The sequence below is a fragment of the Micromonospora sp. Utrum1 genome (assembly GCF_057197805.1).
On the sequence record NZ_CM170071.1, the window covers coordinates 1883759 to 1904769 of the forward strand.

19 protein-coding genes are annotated in these 21011 nt (G+C 73.6%); 12 read left to right on the plus strand and 7 right to left on the minus strand.

Going from position 1 to position 21011, the window contains the following annotated elements; all coding sequences use genetic code 11:
- Nucleotides 1–20 precede the first annotated feature (20 nt).
- The gene (lexA, locus tag AC0OLQ_RS09230) at nucleotides 21–803 is read right to left on the minus strand and encodes a transcriptional repressor LexA (RefSeq protein ID WP_484530981.1); all 783 of its coding nucleotides are present in this window, start codon (nucleotides 801–803) and stop codon (nucleotides 21–23) included.
- Nucleotides 804–1348: 545 nt separating this feature from the next.
- On the opposite strand from lexA, the gene nrdR reads away from it, so the two are divergent.
- From nrdR to AC0OLQ_RS09255, 5 genes are all read left to right on the plus strand, one after another.
- The gene (gene nrdR / locus AC0OLQ_RS09235) at nucleotides 1349–1843 is read left to right on the plus strand and encodes a transcriptional regulator NrdR (protein WP_357339625.1); all 495 of its coding nucleotides are present in this window, start codon (nucleotides 1349–1351) and stop codon (nucleotides 1841–1843) included.
- A 66-nt stretch (nucleotides 1844–1909) separates the two neighbouring features.
- Nucleotides 1910–4768: a vitamin B12-dependent ribonucleotide reductase gene (locus AC0OLQ_RS09240; protein WP_484530982.1), complete on the plus strand. Its 2859-nt coding sequence runs from the start codon at nucleotides 1910–1912 to the stop codon at nucleotides 4766–4768.
- A gap of 119 nt (nucleotides 4769–4887) precedes the next feature.
- The gene (locus AC0OLQ_RS09245; protein WP_484530983.1) at nucleotides 4888–5823 is read left to right on the plus strand and encodes a DUF2332 domain-containing protein; all 936 of its coding nucleotides are present in this window, start codon (nucleotides 4888–4890) and stop codon (nucleotides 5821–5823) included.
- A 106-nt stretch (nucleotides 5824–5929) separates the two neighbouring features.
- Nucleotides 5930–6655 carry a nucleotidyltransferase domain-containing protein gene (locus AC0OLQ_RS09250; RefSeq protein WP_484530984.1) on the plus strand — a complete coding sequence of 242 codons (726 nt, stop codon included), beginning with the start codon at nucleotides 5930–5932 and terminating at the stop codon, nucleotides 6653–6655.
- Nucleotides 6656–6743: 88 nt separating this feature from the next.
- On the plus strand, nucleotides 6744–8375 hold the full coding sequence (locus tag AC0OLQ_RS09255) for a hypothetical protein (RefSeq protein ID WP_484530985.1): 1632 nt from the start codon (nucleotides 6744–6746) through the stop codon (nucleotides 8373–8375).
- On the opposite strand, the gene AC0OLQ_RS09260 is transcribed toward AC0OLQ_RS09255, so the two are convergent.
- The 3 genes from AC0OLQ_RS09260 to AC0OLQ_RS09270 all read right to left on the minus strand — a co-directional run bounded on the left by AC0OLQ_RS09260 (nucleotide 8368) and on the right by AC0OLQ_RS09270 (nucleotide 11326).
- Entirely contained in the window at nucleotides 8368–9567 is a 1200-nt protein-coding gene (locus tag AC0OLQ_RS09260; RefSeq protein WP_484532304.1) for an RNA polymerase sigma factor, read from the minus strand. The two genes, AC0OLQ_RS09255 and AC0OLQ_RS09260, sit on opposite strands and share 8 nt — an antisense overlap.
- Before the next feature lie 65 nt (nucleotides 9568–9632).
- Complete coding sequence (locus AC0OLQ_RS09265) at nucleotides 9633–9974, minus strand: YciI family protein (protein WP_357339618.1); 342 nt, start codon at nucleotides 9972–9974, stop codon at nucleotides 9633–9635.
- Between the two features lie 95 nt (nucleotides 9975–10069).
- Entirely contained in the window at nucleotides 10070–11326 is a 1257-nt protein-coding gene (locus AC0OLQ_RS09270; RefSeq protein ID WP_484530986.1) for an MFS transporter, read from the minus strand.
- Between the two features lie 130 nt (nucleotides 11327–11456).
- On the opposite strand from AC0OLQ_RS09270, the gene AC0OLQ_RS09275 reads away from it, so the two are divergent.
- From AC0OLQ_RS09275 to AC0OLQ_RS09290, 4 genes are all read left to right on the plus strand, one after another.
- Complete coding sequence (locus tag AC0OLQ_RS09275; RefSeq protein WP_484530987.1) at nucleotides 11457–12098, plus strand: class I SAM-dependent DNA methyltransferase; 642 nt, start codon at nucleotides 11457–11459, stop codon at nucleotides 12096–12098.
- Complete coding sequence (locus AC0OLQ_RS09280) at nucleotides 12095–13072, plus strand: asparaginase (protein WP_484530988.1); 978 nt, start codon at nucleotides 12095–12097, stop codon at nucleotides 13070–13072. Before AC0OLQ_RS09275 ends, AC0OLQ_RS09280 begins: the two co-directional genes overlap by 4 nt.
- Before the next feature lie 30 nt (nucleotides 13073–13102).
- The gene (locus AC0OLQ_RS09285; protein WP_484530989.1) at nucleotides 13103–13345 is read left to right on the plus strand and encodes a DUF5522 domain-containing protein; all 243 of its coding nucleotides are present in this window, start codon (nucleotides 13103–13105) and stop codon (nucleotides 13343–13345) included.
- A gap of 86 nt (nucleotides 13346–13431) precedes the next feature.
- Nucleotides 13432–13980 carry a hypothetical protein gene (locus tag AC0OLQ_RS09290; protein ID WP_484530990.1) on the plus strand — a complete coding sequence of 183 codons (549 nt, stop codon included), beginning with the start codon at nucleotides 13432–13434 and terminating at the stop codon, nucleotides 13978–13980.
- 22 nt (nucleotides 13981–14002) lie between these two features.
- Here the strand turns inward: AC0OLQ_RS09290 and AC0OLQ_RS09295 are convergent, their stop codons facing one another.
- Complete coding sequence (locus AC0OLQ_RS09295) at nucleotides 14003–14689, minus strand: iron-dependent transcriptional repressor DtxR (RefSeq protein WP_357339604.1); 687 nt, start codon at nucleotides 14687–14689, stop codon at nucleotides 14003–14005.
- A 98-nt stretch (nucleotides 14690–14787) separates the two neighbouring features.
- Here AC0OLQ_RS09295 and AC0OLQ_RS09300 point away from each other — a divergent pair, with 98 nt between their 5' ends.
- Genes AC0OLQ_RS09300 through AC0OLQ_RS09310 form a run of 3 tightly spaced genes read left to right on the plus strand, consistent with a single transcriptional unit; the run spans nucleotide 14788 to nucleotide 19434 of the window.
- Entirely contained in the window at nucleotides 14788–15645 is an 858-nt protein-coding gene (locus AC0OLQ_RS09300; RefSeq protein ID WP_484530991.1) for a sulfurtransferase, read from the plus strand.
- Nucleotides 15646–15693: 48 nt separating this feature from the next.
- On the plus strand, nucleotides 15694–16875 hold the full coding sequence (locus AC0OLQ_RS09305; RefSeq protein ID WP_484530992.1) for an acetoin utilization protein AcuC: 1182 nt from the start codon (nucleotides 15694–15696) through the stop codon (nucleotides 16873–16875).
- Between the two features lie 3 nt (nucleotides 16876–16878).
- Nucleotides 16879–19434 (plus strand): bifunctional acetate--CoA ligase family protein/GNAT family N-acetyltransferase, encoded by a 2556-nt coding sequence (locus tag AC0OLQ_RS09310; RefSeq protein WP_484530993.1) that lies wholly within the window; start codon nucleotides 16879–16881, stop codon nucleotides 19432–19434.
- A gap of 3 nt (nucleotides 19435–19437) precedes the next feature.
- On the opposite strand, the gene AC0OLQ_RS09315 is transcribed toward AC0OLQ_RS09310, so the two are convergent.
- Together AC0OLQ_RS09315 and sigB are read right to left on the minus strand one after the other, a co-directional pair.
- On the minus strand, nucleotides 19438–19845 hold the full coding sequence (locus AC0OLQ_RS09315) for a VOC family protein (RefSeq protein ID WP_484530994.1): 408 nt from the start codon (nucleotides 19843–19845) through the stop codon (nucleotides 19438–19440).
- 82 nt (nucleotides 19846–19927) lie between these two features.
- Entirely contained in the window at nucleotides 19928–20914 is a 987-nt protein-coding gene (gene sigB, locus AC0OLQ_RS09320; protein WP_484530995.1) for an RNA polymerase sigma factor SigB, read from the minus strand.
- Nucleotides 20915–21011: the final 97 nt, after the last annotated feature.

Below are 21011 nucleotides of genomic sequence, written 5' to 3' on the forward strand. Positions count from 1 at the left end.
TCACCCCCTTTCTTCTCGCCTCAGATGCGGCGCAGCACGGCGACCACGCGACCCATGATGGTGGCGTCGTCGCCCGGGATCGGGTCGAAGGCCGGGTTCTGCGGCATCAGCCAGACGTGCCCGTCGCGCCGCCGGTAGGTCTTCACCGTCGCCTCGCCGTCGAGCATGGCCGCCACGATGTCGCCCACCTCGGCGGTCGGCTGCTGCCGGACCACCACCCAGTCGCCGTCGCAGATCGCCGCGTCGAGCATCGAGTCGCCCTTGACCTGGAGCATGAAGACCTCGCCCTCACCGACCAGCTCGCGGGGGAGGGGGAAGATGTCCTCCACCGCCTGCTCGGCCAGGATCGGGCCACCGGCGGCGATCCGGCCCAGCATCGGCACGTAGGCCGGTGCGGGGCGCTGGGCGCGGGCCGCCTCGTCGTCGATGTCGCCGGGGGCCCGGACGTCCACGGCGCGCGGCCGGTTCGGGTCGCGGCGCAGGAAGCCCTTCTTCTCCAGCTCCTTGAGCTGGTAGGCGACGCTCGACGGGGAGACCAGGCCGACCGCCTCGCCGATCTCGCGCACGCTCGGCGGGTAGCCGTGCCGCTCCACCCAGGTGCGGATGAACTCCAGGATCCGGCGCTGGCGGGCCGTGAGGTCGACCGTCGCCGGGTCGGGGAAGCTGCTGACCACCGGGGTGACCGGGCGCACGGCGGGCTGGGCCGCCCGGCTGCGCGCGGTGCGGGGTCGACGGGTCGCCGGCGGACCCGCCCCGTCGATCGGCTGCGGGTTCTTCTGCCGGCTGGCCCGGTCCTCGGTCACGTCCGTCCTCCCTGGTCGGCGCTGGGTGCCTCGTCGGCTCGTGGTGCGTGCTCAGGTGGTGCTGGCGACCGGTCCGCCGCGATCCGCCGCGTCCGGTCGTTGTTGACCGTATAGGTGAGATCGGCCATTTTCAAACATCTGTACGACCTGTTGTCGGCGTGTCGTGCCGAAATCCTGGATTTCCGAACGCCTGTTCTGATAAATGGTACGTCGCTCTCGAACGAATGTTCTATCCCGGCGTCCCGTGACCCCGTCGGCCGCCGGCCGTTGGGTTCCTCGGTACGCCGGGGACGGGGTGGCATGGGCGAGTGATTCTGATGACGCGCCGGACACGCGGTTCAACTTGACCTCGCTAGTGCGACGGCATACGGTCGACCCCTAGATGTTGTGGTTACATGGGCGTAAGTCGCCTACAGGTTGGGTCCGGTTACCGACCGCACTCCCGCACCGCCGACCCGGCGGGGGCCATCGAGAGGTGGCACCGCCGCGCCGAGGCGTGCCCGGAGGCGGCCGGTGGACCGCGGTCGAAAGAAGGAGGTCAGGCGATGCGGTGTCCGTACTGCCGGCACGCCGACTCCCGGGTGGTCGACTCGCGGGAGGCCGACGACGGCCAGCTCATCCGGCGGCGGCGGTCCTGCCCGGAGTGCGGCAAGCGGTTCACCACCGTCGAGGAGGCGGTGCTCGCGGTGGTCAAGCGCAGCGGGGTGACCGAGCCGTTCAGCCGCACCAAGATCATCGGTGGGGTGCGCAAGGCGTGCCAGGGCCGGCCGGTCGACGACGACTCCATCGCGCTGCTCGCGCAGAAGGTCGAGGAGACCGTCCGGGCCAAGGGGGCCGCCGAGCTGCCCAGCCACGAGGTCGGGCTGGCCATCCTCGGGCCGCTGCGCGACCTCGACGAGGTGGCCTACCTGCGGTTCGCGAGCGTCTACCGCTCCTTCGACTCGCTCGCCGACTTCGAGCGCGAGATCGAGACGCTGCGGGCCGCCGCGCGCGCCCGGGAGGGTGCCGGGGCCGTCGAGGCCGCCGGCGCGACCAGTTGAGTTTCACGGATTTCTGACAGTTTGACGACGCGCGGTGGGTGACCGCGCTGACGAGGGGGGCGAGGCGTGACGACCAGCAAGTCACGGAACAAGGCCGGGACCGGGCTGAAGATCGAGCGCGTCTGGACGACCGAGGGGGTGCATCCCTACGACGAGGTCACCTGGGAGCGCCGCGACGTCGTGATGACGAACTGGCGGGACGGTTCGATCAACTTCGAGCAGCGCGGGGTGGAGTTCCCCGAGTCCTGGTCGGTCAACGCGGCCAACATCGTGACCACCAAGTACTTCCGGGGCGCGGTGGGGACCCCGGAGCGGGAGTGGTCGCTCAAGCAGCTGATCGACCGGGTGGTCGGCACCTACCGCACCGCCGGTGAGGAGTACGGCTACTTCGCCACCCCGGCCGACGCCGAGGTGTTCGCGCACGAGCTGACCTGGATGCTGCTGCACCAGGTGTTCAGCTTCAACTCGCCGGTCTGGTTCAACGTCGGAACGCCGTCGCCGCAGCAGGTCAGCGCCTGCTTCATCCTGGCCGTCGACGACTCGATGGACTCCATCCTCGACTGGTACAAGGAGGAGGGGCTGATCTTCAAGGGCGGCTCCGGCTCTGGCGTCAACCTGTCCCGGATCCGCTCCTCCCGGGAGCTGCTGTCCTCCGGCGGCAACGCCTCCGGCCCGGTCAGCTTCATGCGCGGCGCGGACGCCTCCGCCGGCACCATCAAGTCCGGCGGCGCCACCCGGCGGGCGGCCAAGATGGTCATCCTCGACGTGGACCACCCGGACATCCAGGAGTTCGTGGTCACCAAGGCGCGCGAGGAGGACAAGATCCGCGCGCTGCGGGACGCCGGCTTCGACATGGACCTGGGCGGCGCCGACATCGTCAGCGTGCAGTACCAGAACGCCAACAACTCGGTCCGGGTCTCCGACGAGTTCATGACCGCGGTGGAGAACGGCGGCGGCTTCGACCTGCGCGGCCGGCTCGACGGCCAGGTCATCGAAACGATCGACGCCAAGAAGTTGTTCCGCAGCATCTCCCAGGCCGCCTGGGAGTGTGCCGACCCCGGCCTGCAGTACGACGACACCATCAACGACTGGCACACCTGCCCGGAGACCGGGCGGATCACCGCGTCGAACCCGTGCTCGGAGTACCTGCACCTGGACAACTCCTCGTGCAACCTGGCCTCGCTGAACCTCATGAAGTTCATGCGCGCCGACGGCGGCTTCGAGGTGGAGAAGTTCGTCAAGTCGGTCGAGTTCGTCATCACCGCGATGGACATCTCGATCTGCTTCGCCGACTTCCCGACCGAGAAGATCGGTGAGACCAGCCGCGCCTACCGGCAGCTCGGCATCGGCTACGCCAACCTCGGCGCCCTGCTGATGGCCTCCGGCCTTCCGTACGACTCGGAGCAGGGCCGGGAGGTCGCCGCGGCGATCACCTCGCTGATGACCGGCACCGCCTACCGCCGCTCCGCCGAGCTGGCCGGCGTCGTCGGCCCGTACGACGGCTACGCCCGCAACGCGGAGCCGCACAAGCGGGTCATGCGCAAGCACGCCGCCGCCAACGACGCCATCAAGCCGACCGGCACCGTGGCCACCGCCGTCCAGCGCGAGGCCACCAGGCAGTGGACGCTCGGCAACAAGATCGGTGACAAGAACGGCTGGCGCAACTCGCAGGCCAGCGTCCTCGCGCCGACCGGCACCATCGGCTTCATGATGGACTGCGACACGACCGGCGTGGAGCCGGACCTGGCGCTGGTCAAGTTCAAGAAGCTGGTCGGCGGCGGCTCGATGCAGATCGTCAACCAGACCGTGCCGCGCGCATTGCGCAGCCTCGGCTACCCCGAGGAGCAGGTCGAGGCGATCGTCGAGCACATCGCCGACCACGGCCACGTGGTGGACGCCCCGGGCCTCAAGCCGGAGCACTACCCGGTCTTCGACTGCGCCATGGGGGAGCGGTCGATCGCCCCGATGGGCCACGTGCGGATGATGGCGGCAATCCAGCCGTTCGTCTCCGGCGCGATCTCCAAGACGGTCAACATGCCCGAGCAGGCCACCGTCGAGGACGTCGAGAAGATCTACTTCGAGGGCTGGAAGCTCGGCCTCAAGGCGCTGGCGATCTACCGGGACAACTGCAAGGTCGGCCAGCCGCTCTCGGTGGCCAAGTCCAACAAGACCGCCGCCGAGACCCAGGCCCCGGCAGCCGAGGTCGAGAAGGTCGTGGAGAAGGTCGTCGAGTACCGGCCGGTCCGCAAGCGGCTGCCGAAGAAGCGCCCGTCGGAGACCATCTCGTTCTCGGTCGGCGGCGCCGAGGGTTACCTCACCGCCTCGTCGTACCCGGACGACGGCCTCGGCGAGGTCTTCCTCAAGATGTCGAAGCAGGGCTCGACCCTGGCCGGCGTGATGGACGCCTTCTCGGTGGCCATCTCCATCGGTCTCCAGTACGGCGTCCCGCTGGAGACGTACGTCAGCAAGTTCACCAACATGCGCTTCGAGCCGGCCGGCATGACCGACGACCCGGACGTGCGGATGGCGGCCTCGGTGATGGACTACATCTTCCGTCGCCTGGCCCTGGACTTCCTGCCGTACGAGCGCCGCGCCGAGCTGGGCATCTTCACCGCCAAGGAGCGGGCCGCCCAGCTCGCGGCCGAGGCGGAGGCGGAGGCGAGCGGTGCGGACCTCACCGCGATGGCCGCCTCCGCCCCGGTCGAGGCGCCCGAGCCGAAGGCGGTCGCCCAGCCGAAGCAGGAGGTGGCCGAGGTGGCCGCCGTCAAGCCGGCGCCGTCGGTGGGCTCCAGCACCGAACTGCTCGAGGCCGTGATCGGCAAGGCCGCGGACGCGCCGCTCTGCTTCACCTGCGGCACCAAGATGCGGCCCGCCGGTAGCTGCTACGTCTGCGAGGGCTGCGGCTCCACCAGCGGCTGCAGCTGACGTACGACCGTTCGCGAGCGCGGCAGGGGATTTCCCTGCCGCGCTCGCGGCGTCTGAGACCGACTCCGGGGACGAATCTCACGTCGCAGGCGACCGCCTCCGGCTGGGATGCTCGGGCCATGACCACTGCGGACCGCTACGCCACCTTCGCCACCCGGGAGGCGCGCGGGGTGTCGCCCGCGTACGAGCGGCTGTCGGAGGCGGTCGCCCGCGACGACGAGCTGCTGGGCAGGATCGACACCCTGCCGCCGGCCAAGCGCCAGCCGAACCTGCTCTTCGCCGTGGTCCGGCTGCTCGGCGGCCCGGTCGAGGACCCGGCGGCCTTCCACGATCACGTGCTGGCCAACTGGCCGGCCATCGAGGCGCAGCTCCGGGTCCGGGCCACGCAGACGAACGAGCCGGGCCGGTGTGCCGTACTCCTGCCGGTGCTGGCGTCGCTGCCGCAGCCCCTGGCGCTGCTGGAGGTCGGCACCTCCGCGGGCCTGTGTCTCTACCCCGACCGGTACGCCTACCGCTACGGCGACCACCTGCTCGGGGCGGGTGAACCGGTCCTCGACTGCGCGATCGCCGGGACGGCGCCCCCGGCTGGCCGGCCCGAGGTGGTGTGGCGGGCCGGCCTGGACCTCAACCCGCTCGACGTGACCGACCCGGACGACGTGGCGCGGCTCGACGCGCTCATCTGGCCGGAGCACGGGCACCGTCGGGAGCGGTTGCGGGCCGCGGCGGCCGTCGCCGCGGCCGACCCACCGCTGCTGGTGCGGGGTGACCTGGTGGACGACCTGCCGGCGCTGGCCGCGCGGGCGCCCCGGGACGCGACCCTGGTGGTGTTCCACACCTCGGTGCTGTACCAGGTGCCGCCGCCGCGCCGGGAGGCGTTCGCCGAGGTGGTCCGCGCGCTGCCTGGGCACTGGATCGCCAACGAGGACCCCGACGTGCTGCCGTACGCCGCGCTGCCGGAACAACCGCCGGGCGGGTTCCACAACGTGCTCGCGCTCGACGGAAAGCCGCTGGCCTGGAGCCGCGGACACGGCCAGGCGATCACCTGGTTCGGGTAGGCGCCCGCGTCGCACCGCCGCGGTCGCGGCGGCAGATCTTGGAGACTTACTGTTCGACAGGAACAGAAAGTCTCCAAGATTCACCGTCCGAGCCGAGGGGAAGGTCATGGTGAGGCTGCCGGTCGTCGAGGAGTTCGCCCGTGAGCTCGCGGCGCTCGGCTGGGTCAGCGACCTGCTGGTCGCGGGATCGTTGGCGACGGGTGACTACCGGTCCGGCGTGAGCGATCTCGACCTGGTGGCGCTGACCCACGGCCCGGTCGACGCCGCGCGGGAGGCAACCCTCGCCGCCGTGCACCGGCGCCTCGACGCGGGCAGCGCAGCCGGGCTGCACCTGGGCTGCGTCTACGTCGACAGCGCCACCATCCCGGACGTGCACCGGAAACATCCGACGTGGACCCATGGGCAGCTCGTCCAGCGCATCCTGTCCGGCATCACCCGGGCGGAGCTGGTCCGGCACGGGTACGCGGTCTTCGGCCGCCCGCCCGGCGAGGTGTTCCCGCCGATGAGCGACGACGACGTACGCGCCGCCGCCCGCGCCGAGCTCACCGGCTACTGGGCCTGGGCCGTCCGGCGGCCGTGGCTGTGGCTGGACCCCGGCCTCGCCGACCTCGGCCTCACCTCGATGGCCCGCGGTCGGCACGCGCTCCACCACGGCGACCTGCTCAGCAAGACCCGCGCCGTCGAGGCGGCCGCCGCCCCGGCCTGGCTGATCGGTCAGCTGGCGGCCCGCCGTCGCGGCGAGCCGGTCACCTCACCCCGCCTCCGCACCGCCCTGATCGCCTGGCGCGACGCCCACCGCACCGTGGCGAGGGCGCGCCGGCAGGTCTCCTGACCGCTGTGTGTCGGAAATCCGTTGCCGCCGGCCCGTCCGACCGCGAGGCTTGTTCCATGATCGAAAGAATCGACTCCACCGAAGGCCGGTGAGCCCGTCCGAGATCCGGGTCGACCGGGTGCTGGGCGACGGTCCGTTCCGCGAGATCGGCGAGCCACGCGTCACCGCGGTCTCGCCCGACGGGCGCCTGATCATGGTCGGCGGCGCACTCGCCCGTCCGCAGTGGCACGGCCGGGACGTGTCCGCCTGTTCCCGTCCCCATACCGGCTGGTACCCGCTGGCGGTGTACCGGACCGACGACCTCAGCTGTCAGCACCACGTCACCACCCGGTGGCCGGTCAACGCCATCGCCTTCCACCCGACTCTTCCACTGGTGGCGGTGGGCACCGGCGCGTACGACGGCGGCTGGGCCTATGAGGGCGAACTGCTGCTGCTCGACCTGGAGAGTGGATCGGTCGCGTCGCTGCTGCCCCATCCACGGGAGGTGCGGCGGGTCAGCTGGTGTGATTCCCGCACCCTCGACCTGGTGCTCGCCATTCCGTGCGACCAGGATGAGGAGCGGTTCGGCACCACCTCCCTCGCCTGGGCCGTCACCCGGGACGACTGGGCGGTGCCCACGAACGGCATGCTCCGGCCGCCCTTCGGCGCGGATCCGGTGCCGGACGGACCCGGCGCCGAACCGGCCGCTGCTGCCGCTCACCTAGAACGGCTCTGTCGAGAGCGGGGGCGGACCTGGGCACCGCGCCGGACGGTCTGGGCGGTGCGCGGGCTCGCCGACGGCCGGATCCTCGCCGCGCTCGAAGGAGCGGGCCTGGAGTGCTGGTCCGGGAACTCCGATGAACTCCTGTGGCGGGTGCCGACCGAGGGGACGGGCTGCCTGATCGTCGTGGCGCCGGACGAGCGGACGGCGCTGTCGCTGGCCCAGACGCCGCCCCGGTTCCAGGACCGGGGCTGGACCACCGACCCGAGCGTGCTGCGTCGGGTCGACCTGGCGACGGGTGAGGTGCCGGCGACGGAGACTGCGGCCACCCCGGTGGTCGTCACCGCCCGGGCCGACGGGTGGTGGGCGCTGCGCGACACCCGGCACTACAGCCGGGCAGCGCGGGGGGAGGTGCTGCTCAGAGGCCCCGACGGGGAACGGGCGGCCACGCTCCTGCTCGGCCGGTACGACCTGATCAACCACTTCTTCGACATCCGGTACGCGCCGGAGTTGCTGTTCCTCGAAGGCCGAGGGAACAAGCCCTGGCGGGACAAGTGGGTGGTCGCCGTCGAGGCGCCCGAGGGGCCGGTGCGCCGACTGTTCCCGCTGGAGTGGGACGCGTCGCGCGCCGGCCACCTGTACGGCGGCTGTGGGGCGTACCTTGACGACCGCTCGGGACCCGCGCTCGTGCACACCGGCGTGGTCCACGACGGCGCTGGGCTGCTGCCGGGCAACGCCTTCGTGGTCCGCCGGGCGTATCCGGGCGGCGCGGCACAGTGGGTCTTCACCGGGGATCACCAGGCCACGGCCTGCGATGTCGGGGACGACGTCGTGTACGTCGTCTTCAACTCCGGCGAGCTGGTGGTGCTGGACGCCCACGACGGCACGGTGCGCCTCCGACAGGAACTACGGGTCGATGGTCACCGCGTGGTGCCACTGGCCCTGACCCGGCTGGCGCCTGGCCGCCTGGCGATCGGCACCCTGGACGGCCGAATCCTCGACTGCACCGTGCTCACGTAACCGGTTTCTCCGAAGGTTCGACCTCGGTGAGGCGGGACGTGAGGAAGGCGCGTTCGGCCTCGTTGTCGACAAGCTCCAGCGCCGCCCGGTAGGCGTCCGCGGCCTCCTGCGGCCGGTCGAGGCGGCGGAGCAGGTCGGCGCGGATGGCCGGGAGGTAGTGGTAGCCGACCAGGTGGGGGTCGGCAGCCAGGGCGTCGACCTCCGCCAGGGCGGCCGTCGGTCCGTCGATCATGGACACCGCCACCGCCCGGTTCAGCGCGACCACCGGGGACGACCAGCGTTTCAGCAGCTCGTCGTAGAGGCGTACCACCTGGGGCCAGTCGGTGGCGGCGTAGCTGGGGGCGACCGCGTGCAGCGAGGCGATGGCGGCCTGGAGGGCGTACCGGCCGACCCGGCCGGTGCGGAACGCGCCCAGGACCAGCTGGTTGCCCTCCGCGATGGCGGCCCGATCCCACGCCGAGCGGTCCTGGTCCTCCAGCCGGAGCAGGCGACCGGCACGGTCGGTGCGGGTGGCCCGGCGGGCATCGGTGAGCAGCAGCAGGGCGAGCAGGCCGCGTACCTCCGGCTCGTCGGGCATCAGGGCGAGCAGCATCCGGGTCAGGTGCACCGCCCGGTCGACCAGGTCGGCGCGGACCAGGTCGGCCCCGGTCGGCGCGGTGTGCCCGGTGGTGAAGAGCAGGTGGATGACGGTGAGCACGGCGTCGAGGCGTTCGGGCAGCTCGGCGGCCTCCGGCACCCGGTACGGGATGCGGGCGGCCGCGATCTTCTTCTTGGCCCGGGTGACCCGGGCCGCCATGGTCGTCTCGGTGACCAGGAAGGCGCGGGCGATGTCGCCGGTGGCCACCCCGCAGACCAGGCGCAGGGTGAGCGCCACCTGCGCCTCCCGGGCGAGCGCCGGGTGGCAGCAGGTGAACACCAGGCGCAGCCGGTCGTCGGGGACCGCGTCTCCGGCGGGCTCGTCCGTCATGTCGGCCTCCGCCGGTTCGACGAGCAGGGGCATCTTCGACCGGAACACCTTCTCCCGGCGCAGCACGTCGAGCGCCTTGCGCTTCGCGGTGGCGGTCAGCCAGGCGCCCGGTTTGTCGGGTACGCCGTCGCGCGCCCAGGCGGCCAGCGCGGCCAGGTAGGCGTCCTGCACGCACTCCTCGGCCACGTCGAGGTCGCCGGCGACGCGCGCCGTCGCGGCGAGCACGAAGGCCCACTCGCGACGGTGCGCGTCCGCCACGGCGCGTTCGGCGGCGACGGTGGCGGTGTCGCTCACTCGGCCGGCGGCTGGAACAGCGGCCGGACCTCGACGCCGCCGTCGATGGTCGCCGGGTTCAGCTTGGCGATCTTCAGGGCCACGTCCAGGTCGGGCGCCTCCAGGATGAAGAACCCGGCGACGACCTCCTTGGCCTCGATGAACGGGCCGTCGGTGACCACGTCGCCGCGGATCGCCGTGGCGGTGGTGCTCGGCTGGAGCGCGAACCCGGTGAGGATCTGGCCGCCCAGCTCGGCGACCTGGGTCCCGTACCGCTCCAGCAGGGCCACGTAGTCGGGGCTCAGGTCCATCGGGTCGGCCGGCGCGGGCGAGTAGACGAGGACTGCGTACTGGGCCATCGGTCTCTCCTTGGGGTTGTCGTTTCCCTCTTCCGTCTCACCGACGGACGGGCGCGGCCGGATTCGACAGCGGCCCCGGAAAATCTTGCCTCTTTTTATTGAGTCGGGAAGTCCCGCATCCGGCGCAGCGGGGAGCAGACCACGAACAGGGCCGCGCTCCACATGCCGAGCACGCAGACCAGCAGCGCCGGGCGCAGCCCGAGCCGGGTGCCGAGGGCGCCGCCGAGCAGGGCGCCGAGCGGGATCACGCCGTAGCAGATCCACAGGAACGCCGCGTTGACCCGGCCGAGCAGCCGGGCCGGGGTGACCCGCTGCCGGTAGGACATGGCCGCCACGTTGAACAGGACCGCGTTGGCCGCGAAGGCCGCCATGCCGATCCCGTAGAGCAGGGTGCCCCAGCCGGGCCGGGCCAGCGGCATCAGCAGGTAGAGCGGACCGGGCGCGGTCATCGACACCCAGATGGACCGGGCGCCGCCGAGCAGCGCGGTCACCCGTCCGGCCAGCACGCCGGCCAGCAGCCCACCCACCGAACCCAGGCTGAACAGGAGGCCGATGGTGGCCGGGGCGGCGTGCAGCACGCGCAGCAGGTACGGCACCTCGATGGCCTGGGCGGCCATCACGAAGAAGTTCGAGGTGGCCGTGCAGGCGAGCACCAGGGCGAGGATCCGCTGCCGGCGGATGAAACCGAGCCCCTCGGTCAGCGCCGCCCGGACCGGCACCCGGCCCTCGGTGCGCGGCGCCGGGCGGTGCCGGACCAGCAGCAGCGTGACCGCGCTGGCCAGGAAGCTGGCGGCGTCGGCGACGAAGGTCCGCGCCGCGCCGAGCAGGCCGACGAGCACGCCGCCGGTGCTCGGCCCGGCCAGTTGGGCCAGGTTCTCGCTCACCTCCAGTCGCGCGTTGGCCGAGGTGAGGTGGTCCGCCGGGACGAGCGCGGGCAGCAGGCTCCGGTACGCCACGGTGAACGCGACGGTCAGCACGCCGGAGAGCCCGACCACCGCGTACAGGTAGGCCAGCGTGAGGTCGCCGACCAGGGCGACCACCGGCACCGACAGCAGCAGCGCCGCACGACCCAGGTCGCACACGACCATCAGCCGCCGCTGGTCGACCCGGTCGGCCAGCATGCCGGCCGGCAGCGAGAAGAACAGGTACGGCAGCCAGGCCAGGAAGGTGAGCAGGGAGACCTGGAAGACGGTGGCGTCGAGCACGTCCGCGGCGAGCAGCGGCACCGCCAGCCCGGAGATCCGGGTGCCCACCTCGCTGACCGTCTGACCGCTCCAGAGCAGCAGGAAGTTCCGGTTCCGCCACAGGGAGGTGCGGGTTCCGGTGGTCGGGGGCTTCAGTTGCTGGGTCACCGCTGGGCCTGTCCGTCGGGGTCACGGGTCGCGACCCGGCACGGTATCCCGCCGGCCCGCCGCCGGGCGCGGCGTTTTCCGGCCAGGGTGCGGACGGACGCGGGGCCGGCCGGCGACTAGGGTCGGCTTCATGATCGAACCGAGCTGGCTCATCGAGACGCGCGCCGCCTACGACACCGTCGCCGTGGACTACGCACGGCTGATCCCCGACGTGCTGGAGGGCCCGCTAGACCGGGGGATGCTGGCCGCGTTCGCCGAGCTGGTCGGGCCCGGCCGGCCGGTGCTGGAGGCGGGCTGCGGGACCGGCCGGATCACCGCCCACCTGCGCGGTCTCGGGCTCGACATCTCCGGGGTCGACCTGTCCCCGGGCATGCTCGAGGTGGCCCGCCGGAACCATCCGGAGCTGCGCTTCGAGGTCGGCTCGATGACCGCGCTGGACGTCCCCGACGCGACGCTGGCCGGCCTCGTGGCCTGGTACTCGATCATCCACCTGCCGCCGGAGCTGCTGCCCGAGGTGTTCGCCGAGTTCCACCGGGTGCTCGCCCCGGGCGGTCACCTGCTGATCGCGGTCAAGGCCGGCGACCAGCGGATCCGGCTGGAGCAGGCGTACGGTCGCACCGTCTCGTACGACGTGTACTGGCTGCCGCCGGAACGGCTGGCCGAGCAGCTCACGGCGGCCGGTCTGGCCGTGCACGCCACGCTGGTCCGCGAAGCGGAGGAACTCGACCGGGGACCGCAGGCGTTCCTGCTCGCCCGGAAGCCCGCCCGGTGACCGTCGCGCTCTTCACCCTCGGCGGCACGATCGCCATGGCGGGCACCGGTTCCGGGGGAGTGGTCAGCCGGCTCACCGGCGCCGACCTCACCGCCGCCGTGCCCGGGCTCGCCGACATCCCGCTCGACGTGCGGGACGTCGAGGCGGTGCCCAGCGCCGCGCTGGCGTACCGGCAGATCCTGGACCTGGTGGACGCGGCTGGCGCGGCGGTCGCCGAGGGGGCGACCGGCGTGGTGGTCACCCAGGGCACCGACACCCTGGAGGAGACCGCGTTCCTGGCCGACCTGGTCTGGCCGCACCCGGCGCCGCTGGTGTTCACCGGCGCGATGCGCAACCCCACCCTGGCCGGCCCGGACGGCCCGGCCAACCTGCTGGCCGCCGTCCGGGTCGCCGCCGCACCGGCCGCGCGGGACCTCGGCGTGCTGGTGGCGTTCAACGACGAGATCCACGCCGCCCGCTTCGTCCGCAAGACCCACAGCACCAGTACGGCCACCTTCGCCTCGCCCAACGCCGGCCCGCTCGGGCACGTGATCGAGGGCGCGGTACGCCTGCTCACCCGCCCGCCCCGGCACGCCCCACTGCCGCCGGTGGACCGCGACCGGCTGGCCGCCACCCGGGTGGCGCTGCACACCGTCACCCTCGACGACGACCTGGCGCTGCTCGACGCGCTCGCCCCGGGTCTGGACGGGCTGGTGGTCGCCGGGTTCGGGGTGGGGCACGTGCCGCCGGATCTCGCCCCGGCGCTGGGCGCGCTGGCCGCGCGGATGCCGGTGGTGCTCGCCTCGCGCACCGGGGCCGGCTCGGTGCTGCGGAACACCTACGGCGCCGTCGGCTCGGAGACCGACCTGCGGCGGCGCGGGCTGGTCTGCGGTGGGCTGCTCGACCCGTACAAGGCCAAGGTGCTGCTCCGGATGCTGCTGGCCGGGGGCGCGGACGGGGCGGCGGTCGCCGAGGCGTTCACCCGGCACGGCTGAGGCGGCGGGGTCGCTCCGTAGACTCGCCCGGTGACCGGAGAGCGACGACCTCTGGCGGACCGGCCGTTGACCGAGCCGCACCCGTCGCGGCTGCCGCCCGACCACCCGGACCGGGAGCGGATCCTGGCCGCGCACGCCGCCGCCTTGGCCGCCGGGGAGGCCGGCTACCTCGACCCGGCCACCGGGCTCTTCGTGCTCAGCGCCGGTTTCCTGGCCCGCCGGGGCACGTGCTGCGGGCGAGGGTGCCGGCACTGTCCGTATGTGGACGATTGAGGACTTCCGTCCCCGGCGGGCAGCCCGTACGGTTTCCGACGGACATCCGGCGGGCGCCTCCCGCCGACGACTGCGGAGGTCTCCACGTGCGCGCCCGGACCTGGCTGGCCGCTTCGGCCGTACTGCTGACCGCCGGCTGTGCCAAGGAGGCCGCGCCGGTGGCCGTGCCGGCGGCGGAGCCGCGGGCGGTCGAGGTTGCCGCGGCCTCGTCGGGCGGGGCGTGCCGGCTGCTCGACTTCGCGGTGATCGCCAAGCACACCGGCGGCCGGTTCGACGTGGCCGCCGCCACGGACAAGGGCGACACCCACACCTGCGTGGTCCGCGCCGAGCAGGCCGTCCTGCCGGAGTTGACGCTCACGGTGACCGACACGTCGATCGACACGTCGAGCTTCACCCTGGACGTGCTGCCCCGGGGCGCGAAGAAGGTCACCAAGCTGGGGAAGATCGGCTACCGGCACACGCTGCCGAAGACCGCGAAGAACGGCGCGGCGGCGGAGGTGGGCTGGCTGGCCGCCGAGGGGCGGCTGGCCACGCTGCACTGGGCCAGCCCTCGTGGCACCGCCACGGCCGAGGCCGAGAAGATGGCCGGCAAGCTGGTCAGCCTCGCCAAGGTGATCGACACCCGGCAGCTCTGACCACCGGGTGGGACCGGACGGGTCAGTGGGCCGCGACGAAGACCCGGGAGGCCACCTCGCGGGGCAGCCGGACCCGGTCGCCGGAGCGGTCGATGGAGACGCCGTCGCGCTCCTGGGCCACGGTCACCGTGGCGCCCGGGTCGACGCCCGCGGCGTGCAGCTGCCGTAGCACGTCGGCGTCGGTCTGCACGCTCTCGCAGATCCGCCGCACCACGACCGGCCCGGAGAGGCCCGGGAAGGCCAGGTTGCGCTCGCCCTCCACGGTCTCGGCCTCCAGCAGGCCCGGGTCGCCCAGCTCCTCCAGGCCCGGGATCGGGTTGCCGTAGGGCGAGCGGGTCGGGCGGTTGAGCAGGTCGTAGACCCGCTTCTCGACCGCGTCGCTCATCACGTGCTCCCACCGGCAGGCCTCCTCGTGGGCCTCCTCGTAGGGCATCCCGATCACGTTCACCAGCAGCAGCTCGGCCAGCCGGTGCTTGCGCATGACCGAAACCGCCGAGTTGCGGCCCCGCTCGGTGAGCGTCAGGTGGCGGTCGCCCTCGACGGTGAGCAGGCCGTCCCGCTCCATCCGGGCGACCGTCTGGCTGACGGTGGGACCGCTCTGCTTCAGCCGCTCCGCGATCCGGGCACGCAGCGGCGGCACCCCCTCCTCTTCCAGCTCGAGGATGGTGCGCAGGTACATCTCGGTCGTGTCGACCAGGTCATGCTTCACGTCAGCGGCCTCCCGGCGTTCGATGCTACCCCGGACCCCCGACGATCTACGGACGCCGAACCGGGGGATCGCTGCCGGGATGGTGTTGACTGGACCGCATGTCCGGAACCGAAGACCTGCTGGTCGAGCCCGACCGGCTCGCCGCCGAACTCGACCGCGCCGACCCGCCCACCCTGCTCGACGTCCGCTGGCGGCTCGCCGGCGAGCCCGGCCGGGCGGACTACCTGGCCGGTCACCTGCCCGGCGCCGTCTTCGTCGACCTGGACACCGAACTCTGCGGCCGGCCCGGCGCCGCCGGCCGGCACCCGCTGCCCGACCCCGCCGCGCTCCAGGCCGCGCTGCGGGCCGCCGGCGTCCGCGCCGGCCACCCGGTGGTGGTGTACGACGGCGGCGACGGCATGTCGGCCGCCCGCGCCTGGTGGACCCTGCGCTGGGCCGGCCACCGGCCGGTCCGGGTGCTGCACGGCGGCTTCCCGGCCTGGGTCGCGGCCGGCCGGCCCGTCAGCACCGAGGCACCGGCGCCCGCGCCCGGGGACGTCACGGTCACTCCCGGCGAGCTGCCGGTGCTGGACGCGCGGGAGGCCGCCCGGCTGGCCGCCGCCGACGCCGGGGTGCTGCTCGACGTGCGGGCCGCCCCGCGCTACCGGGGCGAGACCGAGCCGATCGACCCGGTCGCCGGGCACGTCCCGGGCGCGGTCAACCTGCCCGCTCCCGAGTACGTCGCCGAGGGACGCTTCCCGGCCGCCGAGGCGCTGCGCGAGCGGTTCGCCGCCGCCGGGGTGGCCGAGGGCACGCCGGTCGGCGCGTACTGCGGCTCGGGGGTGACCGCCGCCCAGGCGGTGCTGGCGCTGCACCTGGCCGGCCGCCCCGACGCCGCCCTGTACGTCGGGTCGTGGAGCAACTGGGTGGCCGACCCGGACCGTCCGGTCGCCACCGGGGAGACGTCCGGCCGCTGAGGCCGCGCGTGCGGTGGGTCCACCCGGCGCCCGTGCGACGATGGCCCCATGGCCGACGACACGGTGGTGGTGTGGGACGAGGCCCTGCTCGGGTACGACATGGGCGACCATCCCCTCGACCCGGTCCGGGTCGAGTTGACCATGGCGCTCGCCCGCGAGCTGGGGGTGCTGGACCGGCCCGGGGTCCGGTTGGTGAAGCCGGAACCGGCCGACGACGCGCTGCTGACCCGGGTGCACGACCCGCGCTACCTGGACGCCGTACGGGCCGCGCCCCGGGACCCGCTCTTCGCCGGCTTCGGCCTCGGCACCTCGGACAACCCGGTCTTCGACGGCATGCACGAGTCGAGCGCCCTGATCGCCGGGGCGAGCGCCGCCGCGGCCGAGGCGGTCTGGCGCGGCGGGGCCCGCCGGGCGGTCAACGTGGCCGGCGGGCTGCACCACGCCATGCCGGCCCGGGCGGCCGGGTTCTGCGTCTACAACGACCCGGCGGTGGCCATCGCCCGCCTGCTCGACCTGGGCGCGGAGCGGATCGCGTACGTCGACGTGGACGTGCACCACGGCGACGGGGTGCAGGAGATCTTCTACCGGGACCCGCGGGTGCTCACGGTCAGCCTGCACGAGACCCCGCTGGCGCTCTTCCCCGGCACCGGGTTCCCCGACGAGACCGGCGGCCCGGGCGCGGAGGGGTCCGCGGTCAACGTGCCGCTGCCGCCGGGGGCCGGCGACCCGGGCTGGCAGCGGGCGTTCCACGCGATCGTGCCGTCGGTGCTGCGGGCGTTCCGGCCGCAGGTGCTGGTCACCCAGTGCGGGGCGGACGGGCACCGGCTCGACCCGCTGGCGGACCTGCACCTCTCCGTCGACGGGCAGCGGGCCACCTACCAGGCGCTGCGCGCGCTCGCCGACGAGCTCTGCGACGGCCGCTGGGTCGCCCTGGGCGGCGGCGGGTACGCGCTGGTCGAGGTGGTGCCCCGGGCCTGGACGCACCTGCTCGCGGTGGCCACCGGGGAGCCCCTCGACCCGGCCACGCTCACCCCGCCGGGCTGGCGGGACCTGGCCGCGCGGCGGCGACCCGGGCACGAGGTGCCGCTGCGGATGACCGACGACGTCGACCCGTCGTACCAGCCGTGGCAGCCGAGCGGCGAGCCGACCGCGGTGGACCGGGCGATCGCGGCGACCCGCAAGGCGGTCTTCCCGCTGCTCGGGCTCGACCCGCACGATCCCCGCGACTGACCGGTGACCACACTCGAGCAACCGGTGGACGTGCTGCTCAGCGACGGCACGACCGTCCAGCTGCGGCAGATCCGTCCGGACGACGCCGCGGCGATCGTGGCGATGCACTCCCGCTTCTCCGAGCGCACCCGCTACCTGCGCTACTTCTCTCCGTACCCGCGCATCCCGGAGCGGGACCTGCAGCGGTTCGTCACCGTCGACCACCGCGACCGGGAGGCGTTCGTGGTGCTGGCCGGCGACCGGATCGTCGCCGTCGGCCGCTACGAGCGGCTCGGCCCCGGCTCGCCGGAGGCCGAGGTGGCCTTCGTGGTGGAGGACGCGTACCAGGGCCGGGGCATCGGCTCGGTGCTGCTGGAGCACCTGGCCGACGCGGCCCGGCGTTACGGCATCGTGCACTTCGTCGCCGAGGTGCTCCCGGCCAACGGGGCGATGCTGCGGGTCTTCTCCGACTTCGGCTACCAGGTCCAGCGGCAGTTCGCCGACGGCGTGGTGCACCTGAACTTCCCGATCGCCCCCACCGAGGCGACCCTGGAGGTGCAGCGCGGCCGGGAGCACCGCACCGAGGCCCGCTCGATCGCCCGGCTGCTCGCCCCGCGCGGCATCGCCGTCTACGGTGCCAGCACCACCGGCCAGGGCGTCGGCGCGGCCCTGCTCGGGCACCTGCGCGACGGCGGGTTCACCGGCGCGATCGTCCCGGTGCACCCGACCGCGGCGACCGTGGCCGGGCTGCCCGCCTACCCGTCGGCGGCCGACGCCGGCCTCGACATCGACCTGGCCGTGGTGGCCGTCGCCCCCACGGCGGTGACCGAGGTGGTCGCCGACGCCGCGAAGGCCGGCGCGCACGGGCTGGTGGTGATCTCCGCCGGGTTCGCCGAGTCCGGCCCGGCCGGGGCGGCCGCCCAGCGTGCCCTGGTCCGCGCCGCCCACCTGGCCGGCATGCGGGTGGTCGGCCCGAACTGCCTCGGCGTGGCCAACACCGACCCCGCGGTACGCCTCAACGCCACCCTCGCCCCGGTGCTGCCCGCCCCCGGCCGGGTCGGCGTGTTCAGCCAGTCCGGCGCGTTCGGGGTGGCCCTGCTCGCCGAGGCGTCCCGGCGCGGGCTCGGCCTGTCCAGCTTCGTCTCCGCCGGCAACCGGGCCGACGTCTCCGGCAACGACCTGCTCCAGTACTGGCAGGACGATCCGGGCACCGACGTCATCACGCTCTACCTGGAGACCTTCGGCAACCCGCGCAAGTTCGCCCGGCTGGCCCGGCGGATCGGCCGGAGCAAGCCGGTGGTGGCGCTCGCCTCGCTGGCCCGCCCGCCGGGGGTCGGCGACGCCCCGGCCCTGGACGCCGCCGCGGTCAGCGCGCTCTTCGCGCAGTCCGGGGTGATCCGGGTGGACACCGTCGCCGAACTGCTCGACGTCGGCGTGCTCCTGGCCCACCAGCCGCTGCCGGCCGGTCGCCGGGTCGCCGTGGTCGGCAACTCCTCGGCGCTGACCGGGCTGGCCGCCACCGCCTGCGCGGGCCAGGGCCTCACCGTGGCCGACGGCTACCCGCACGACGTCGGCCCCCGGGCCACCGCCGCCGAGTACGCCGCCGCGCTCGCCGCCTCCGCGGCCGACGAGCGGGTGGACGCCGTGGTGGCGGTCTTCGCCCCGCCGCTGCCCGGCCAGCTCACCGACCCGGAGGCCGACTTCACCGCGGCCCTGCCCGACGCGCGGGCCGCCGGCAAGCCGGTGGTGGCCACCTTCCTCGCCGGCCGGGTGCCCGCCGGGGTGCCCGCGTACCCGAGCGTGGAGGAGGCGGTCCGGGCCCTGGCCCGGGTCACCGCGTACGCCGACTGGCTGCGCCGCCCGCCCGGCGTGCTGCCCGAGCTGGACCGGGTCGACCGGTCGGCCGGGCAGGCCGCGCTGCGGCCCGACGGCGCGGACGCGGCGGCGTTGCTGCGCGGGTACGGGATCGACGTGGTGGAGTCGGTGCCGGCGCACTCGGCCGAGGAGGCGGTGGCGGCGGCCGGGCGGCTCGGCTGGCCGGTCGCGCTCAAGGCGGCCGCCCCGGGGCTGCGGCACCGCCTCGACCTGGGCGCGGTCCGGCTCGACCTGGCCGACGCCGCCGCGCTGCGCCGCGCGTACGCCGAGATGGCCCCGGTCTTCGGCGCGGACGTCCTGGTCCAGCCGATGGTGCCGCCCGGGGTGGCCTGTGTGGTGGAGCTGGTGGAGGATCCGGCGTTCGGGCCGGTGGTCGGCTTCGGCCTGGGCGGCGTCGCCACCGAGCTGCTCGGCGACCGGGCGTGGCGGGCGGTGCCGCTGACCGACCGGGACGCCGCCGAGCTGGTCGACGAGCCTCGGGCCGCGCCCCTGCTGCGCGGCCACCGGGGCGCCGCGCCGGTGGACCGGGCGGCCCTGGTCGACCTGCTGCTGCGGGTCGGGCGGCTCGCCGACGAGCAGCCCCGGGTCCGGTCGCTCACCCTCAACCCGGTGCTGGCCCGGCCGGACGGCATCTCGGTGCTGCACGCCACCGTCCGCACCGGCGCCGAGGCGCCCCGTCCGGACACCGGCCCGCGTCGGCTGTGAGGCTCAGCCCCGGCTGGAGATCTGCTGCACCGCCCAGGCGTTGCCGTCCGGGTCGGCGAAGAAGACGAAAGCGACGTTGTCCAGCGGGTGCGGCACGAGGCTCGGGTTCTCCCCGACCACCTTGATCTCGCTGACCGCGACGCCCCGCTCGACCAGTTCCGCGCGGGCCTTCTCCAGGTTTGGCACGACGAGCTGCAGCCCCCTGACGGAGCCCGGCGGCATGTCCGGCACGACGCCCCGGCCGATGACGATGGAGCATCCGGAGCCCGGTGGCGTGAGTTGGACGACCCGCCCGGTGGCCCCCAGGTCGGTGTCGTGGTCGACGGCGAAGCCGAGCCGTTCGGCGTAGAACTCCTTGGCCCGGTCCACATCGGAGACCGGCACGACCACCACTTCCAGTGTCCAGTTCATCACCCCAGGGTGACGGTCCTGGGCCGCCGCTTCAAGCGCGACAGGCCCGGGCGAACCGCCCAGGCCTGTCGCGGGAGTCAGCTCAGCAGGCGTACGCCTCCAGTCGGTTGGCCCGCTCCGGGTCGCGCAGCTTGAGCAGGGTCACCTTCTCGATCTGCCGGATCCGCTCCCGGGACAGCCCGAACTCGCGGCCCACCTCGTCGAGGGTGCGCTGCCGGCCGTCGTCCAGGCCGAACCGCAGCCGGATCACCGCCTGCTCCCGCTGGGAGAGGGTGGCCAGCACGATGCGTACCTCGTTGCGCAGCTCGCCGTTGCCGGCGGCGTCGCCCGGGTCGGCGCCGGGGGCCACCGCGGCGACGAAGTCGCCCAGCGCGCTCTCGCCGTCCTCGCCGACCGTCTGGTCCAGGCTCACCGGCTCCCGGTCGTAGGAGATCAGCTCGATCACCTGGAACTCCGGGATGTCCAGCGCGGTGGCCACCTCGGCGACGGTGGGCTCCCGGCCCAGCGTGACCGACAGCTCGCGGCGGACCCGGACCATCCGGTTGACCTGCTCGACCATGTGCACCGGGATGCGGATGGTGCGGGCCTGGTCGGCCATGGCGCGGGTGATGGCCTGGCGGATCCACCAGGTGGCGTAGGTGGAGAACTTGTAGCCCTTGGTGTAGTCGAACTTCTCGACTGCGCGGATCAGGCCGAGGTTGCCCTCCTGGATGAGGTCGAGGAAGGCCATGCCGCGACCCGTGTAGCGCTTGGCGATGCTCACCACCAGTCGCAGGTTCGCCTCCAGCAGGTGGTTCTTGGCGGCGCGGCCCTCGGTCACGATCAGCGCCAGGTCGGCGCGCAGCTCGGCGGAGACCGGGGTGCAGGTGGAGAGCTTCTCCTCGGCGAAGAGGCCGGCCTCGATCCGCTTGCTCAGCTCGACCTCCTGCGCCGCGGTGAGCAGCTTGGTGCGGCCGATGCCGTTCAGGTACGCCCGGACCAGGTCCGTGGAGACGCCGCGCTCGTCGGTGGCGTCCAGGTCGGTCAGGGTGACATCCAGTTCCTGGTGCTCGATCATCTGCTGGGCCATCTCTGTCTCTCCCCGTGTCCGTCGTGCCGTACCGGTTCCGTGCCGTTCGTCGGCGCGGCGGTGCCGGTGAGGAACAGCTTGGCGGGCGGAGCGTGAA

What these genes read in the sequence shown, in the direction of transcription:
- nrdR (WP_357339625.1), top strand. Translation starts at nt 1,349, where the DNA reads ATGCGGTGTCCGTACTGCCGGCACGCCGACTCCCGGGTGGTCGACTCG.
- AC0OLQ_RS09245 (WP_484530983.1), top strand. Translation starts at nt 4,888, where the DNA reads ATGACCACTGCGGACCGCTACGCCACCTTCGCCACCCGGGAGGCGCGC.
- AC0OLQ_RS09250 (WP_484530984.1), top strand. Translation starts at nt 5,930, where the DNA reads ATGGTGAGGCTGCCGGTCGTCGAGGAGTTCGCCCGTGAGCTCGCGGCG.
- AC0OLQ_RS09265 (WP_357339618.1), bottom strand. Translation starts at nt 9,974, where the DNA reads ATGGCCCAGTACGCAGTCCTCGTCTACTCGCCCGCGCCGGCCGACCCG.
- AC0OLQ_RS09275 (WP_484530987.1), top strand. Translation starts at nt 11,457, where the DNA reads ATGATCGAACCGAGCTGGCTCATCGAGACGCGCGCCGCCTACGACACC.
- AC0OLQ_RS09300 (WP_484530991.1), top strand. Translation starts at nt 14,788, where the DNA reads ATGTCCGGAACCGAAGACCTGCTGGTCGAGCCCGACCGGCTCGCCGCC.
- AC0OLQ_RS09305 (WP_484530992.1), top strand. Translation starts at nt 15,694, where the DNA reads ATGGCCGACGACACGGTGGTGGTGTGGGACGAGGCCCTGCTCGGGTAC.
- AC0OLQ_RS09315 (WP_484530994.1), bottom strand. Translation starts at nt 19,845, where the DNA reads ATGAACTGGACACTGGAAGTGGTGGTCGTGCCGGTCTCCGATGTGGAC.
- sigB (WP_484530995.1), bottom strand. Translation starts at nt 20,914, where the DNA reads ATGGCCCAGCAGATGATCGAGCACCAGGAACTGGATGTCACCCTGACC.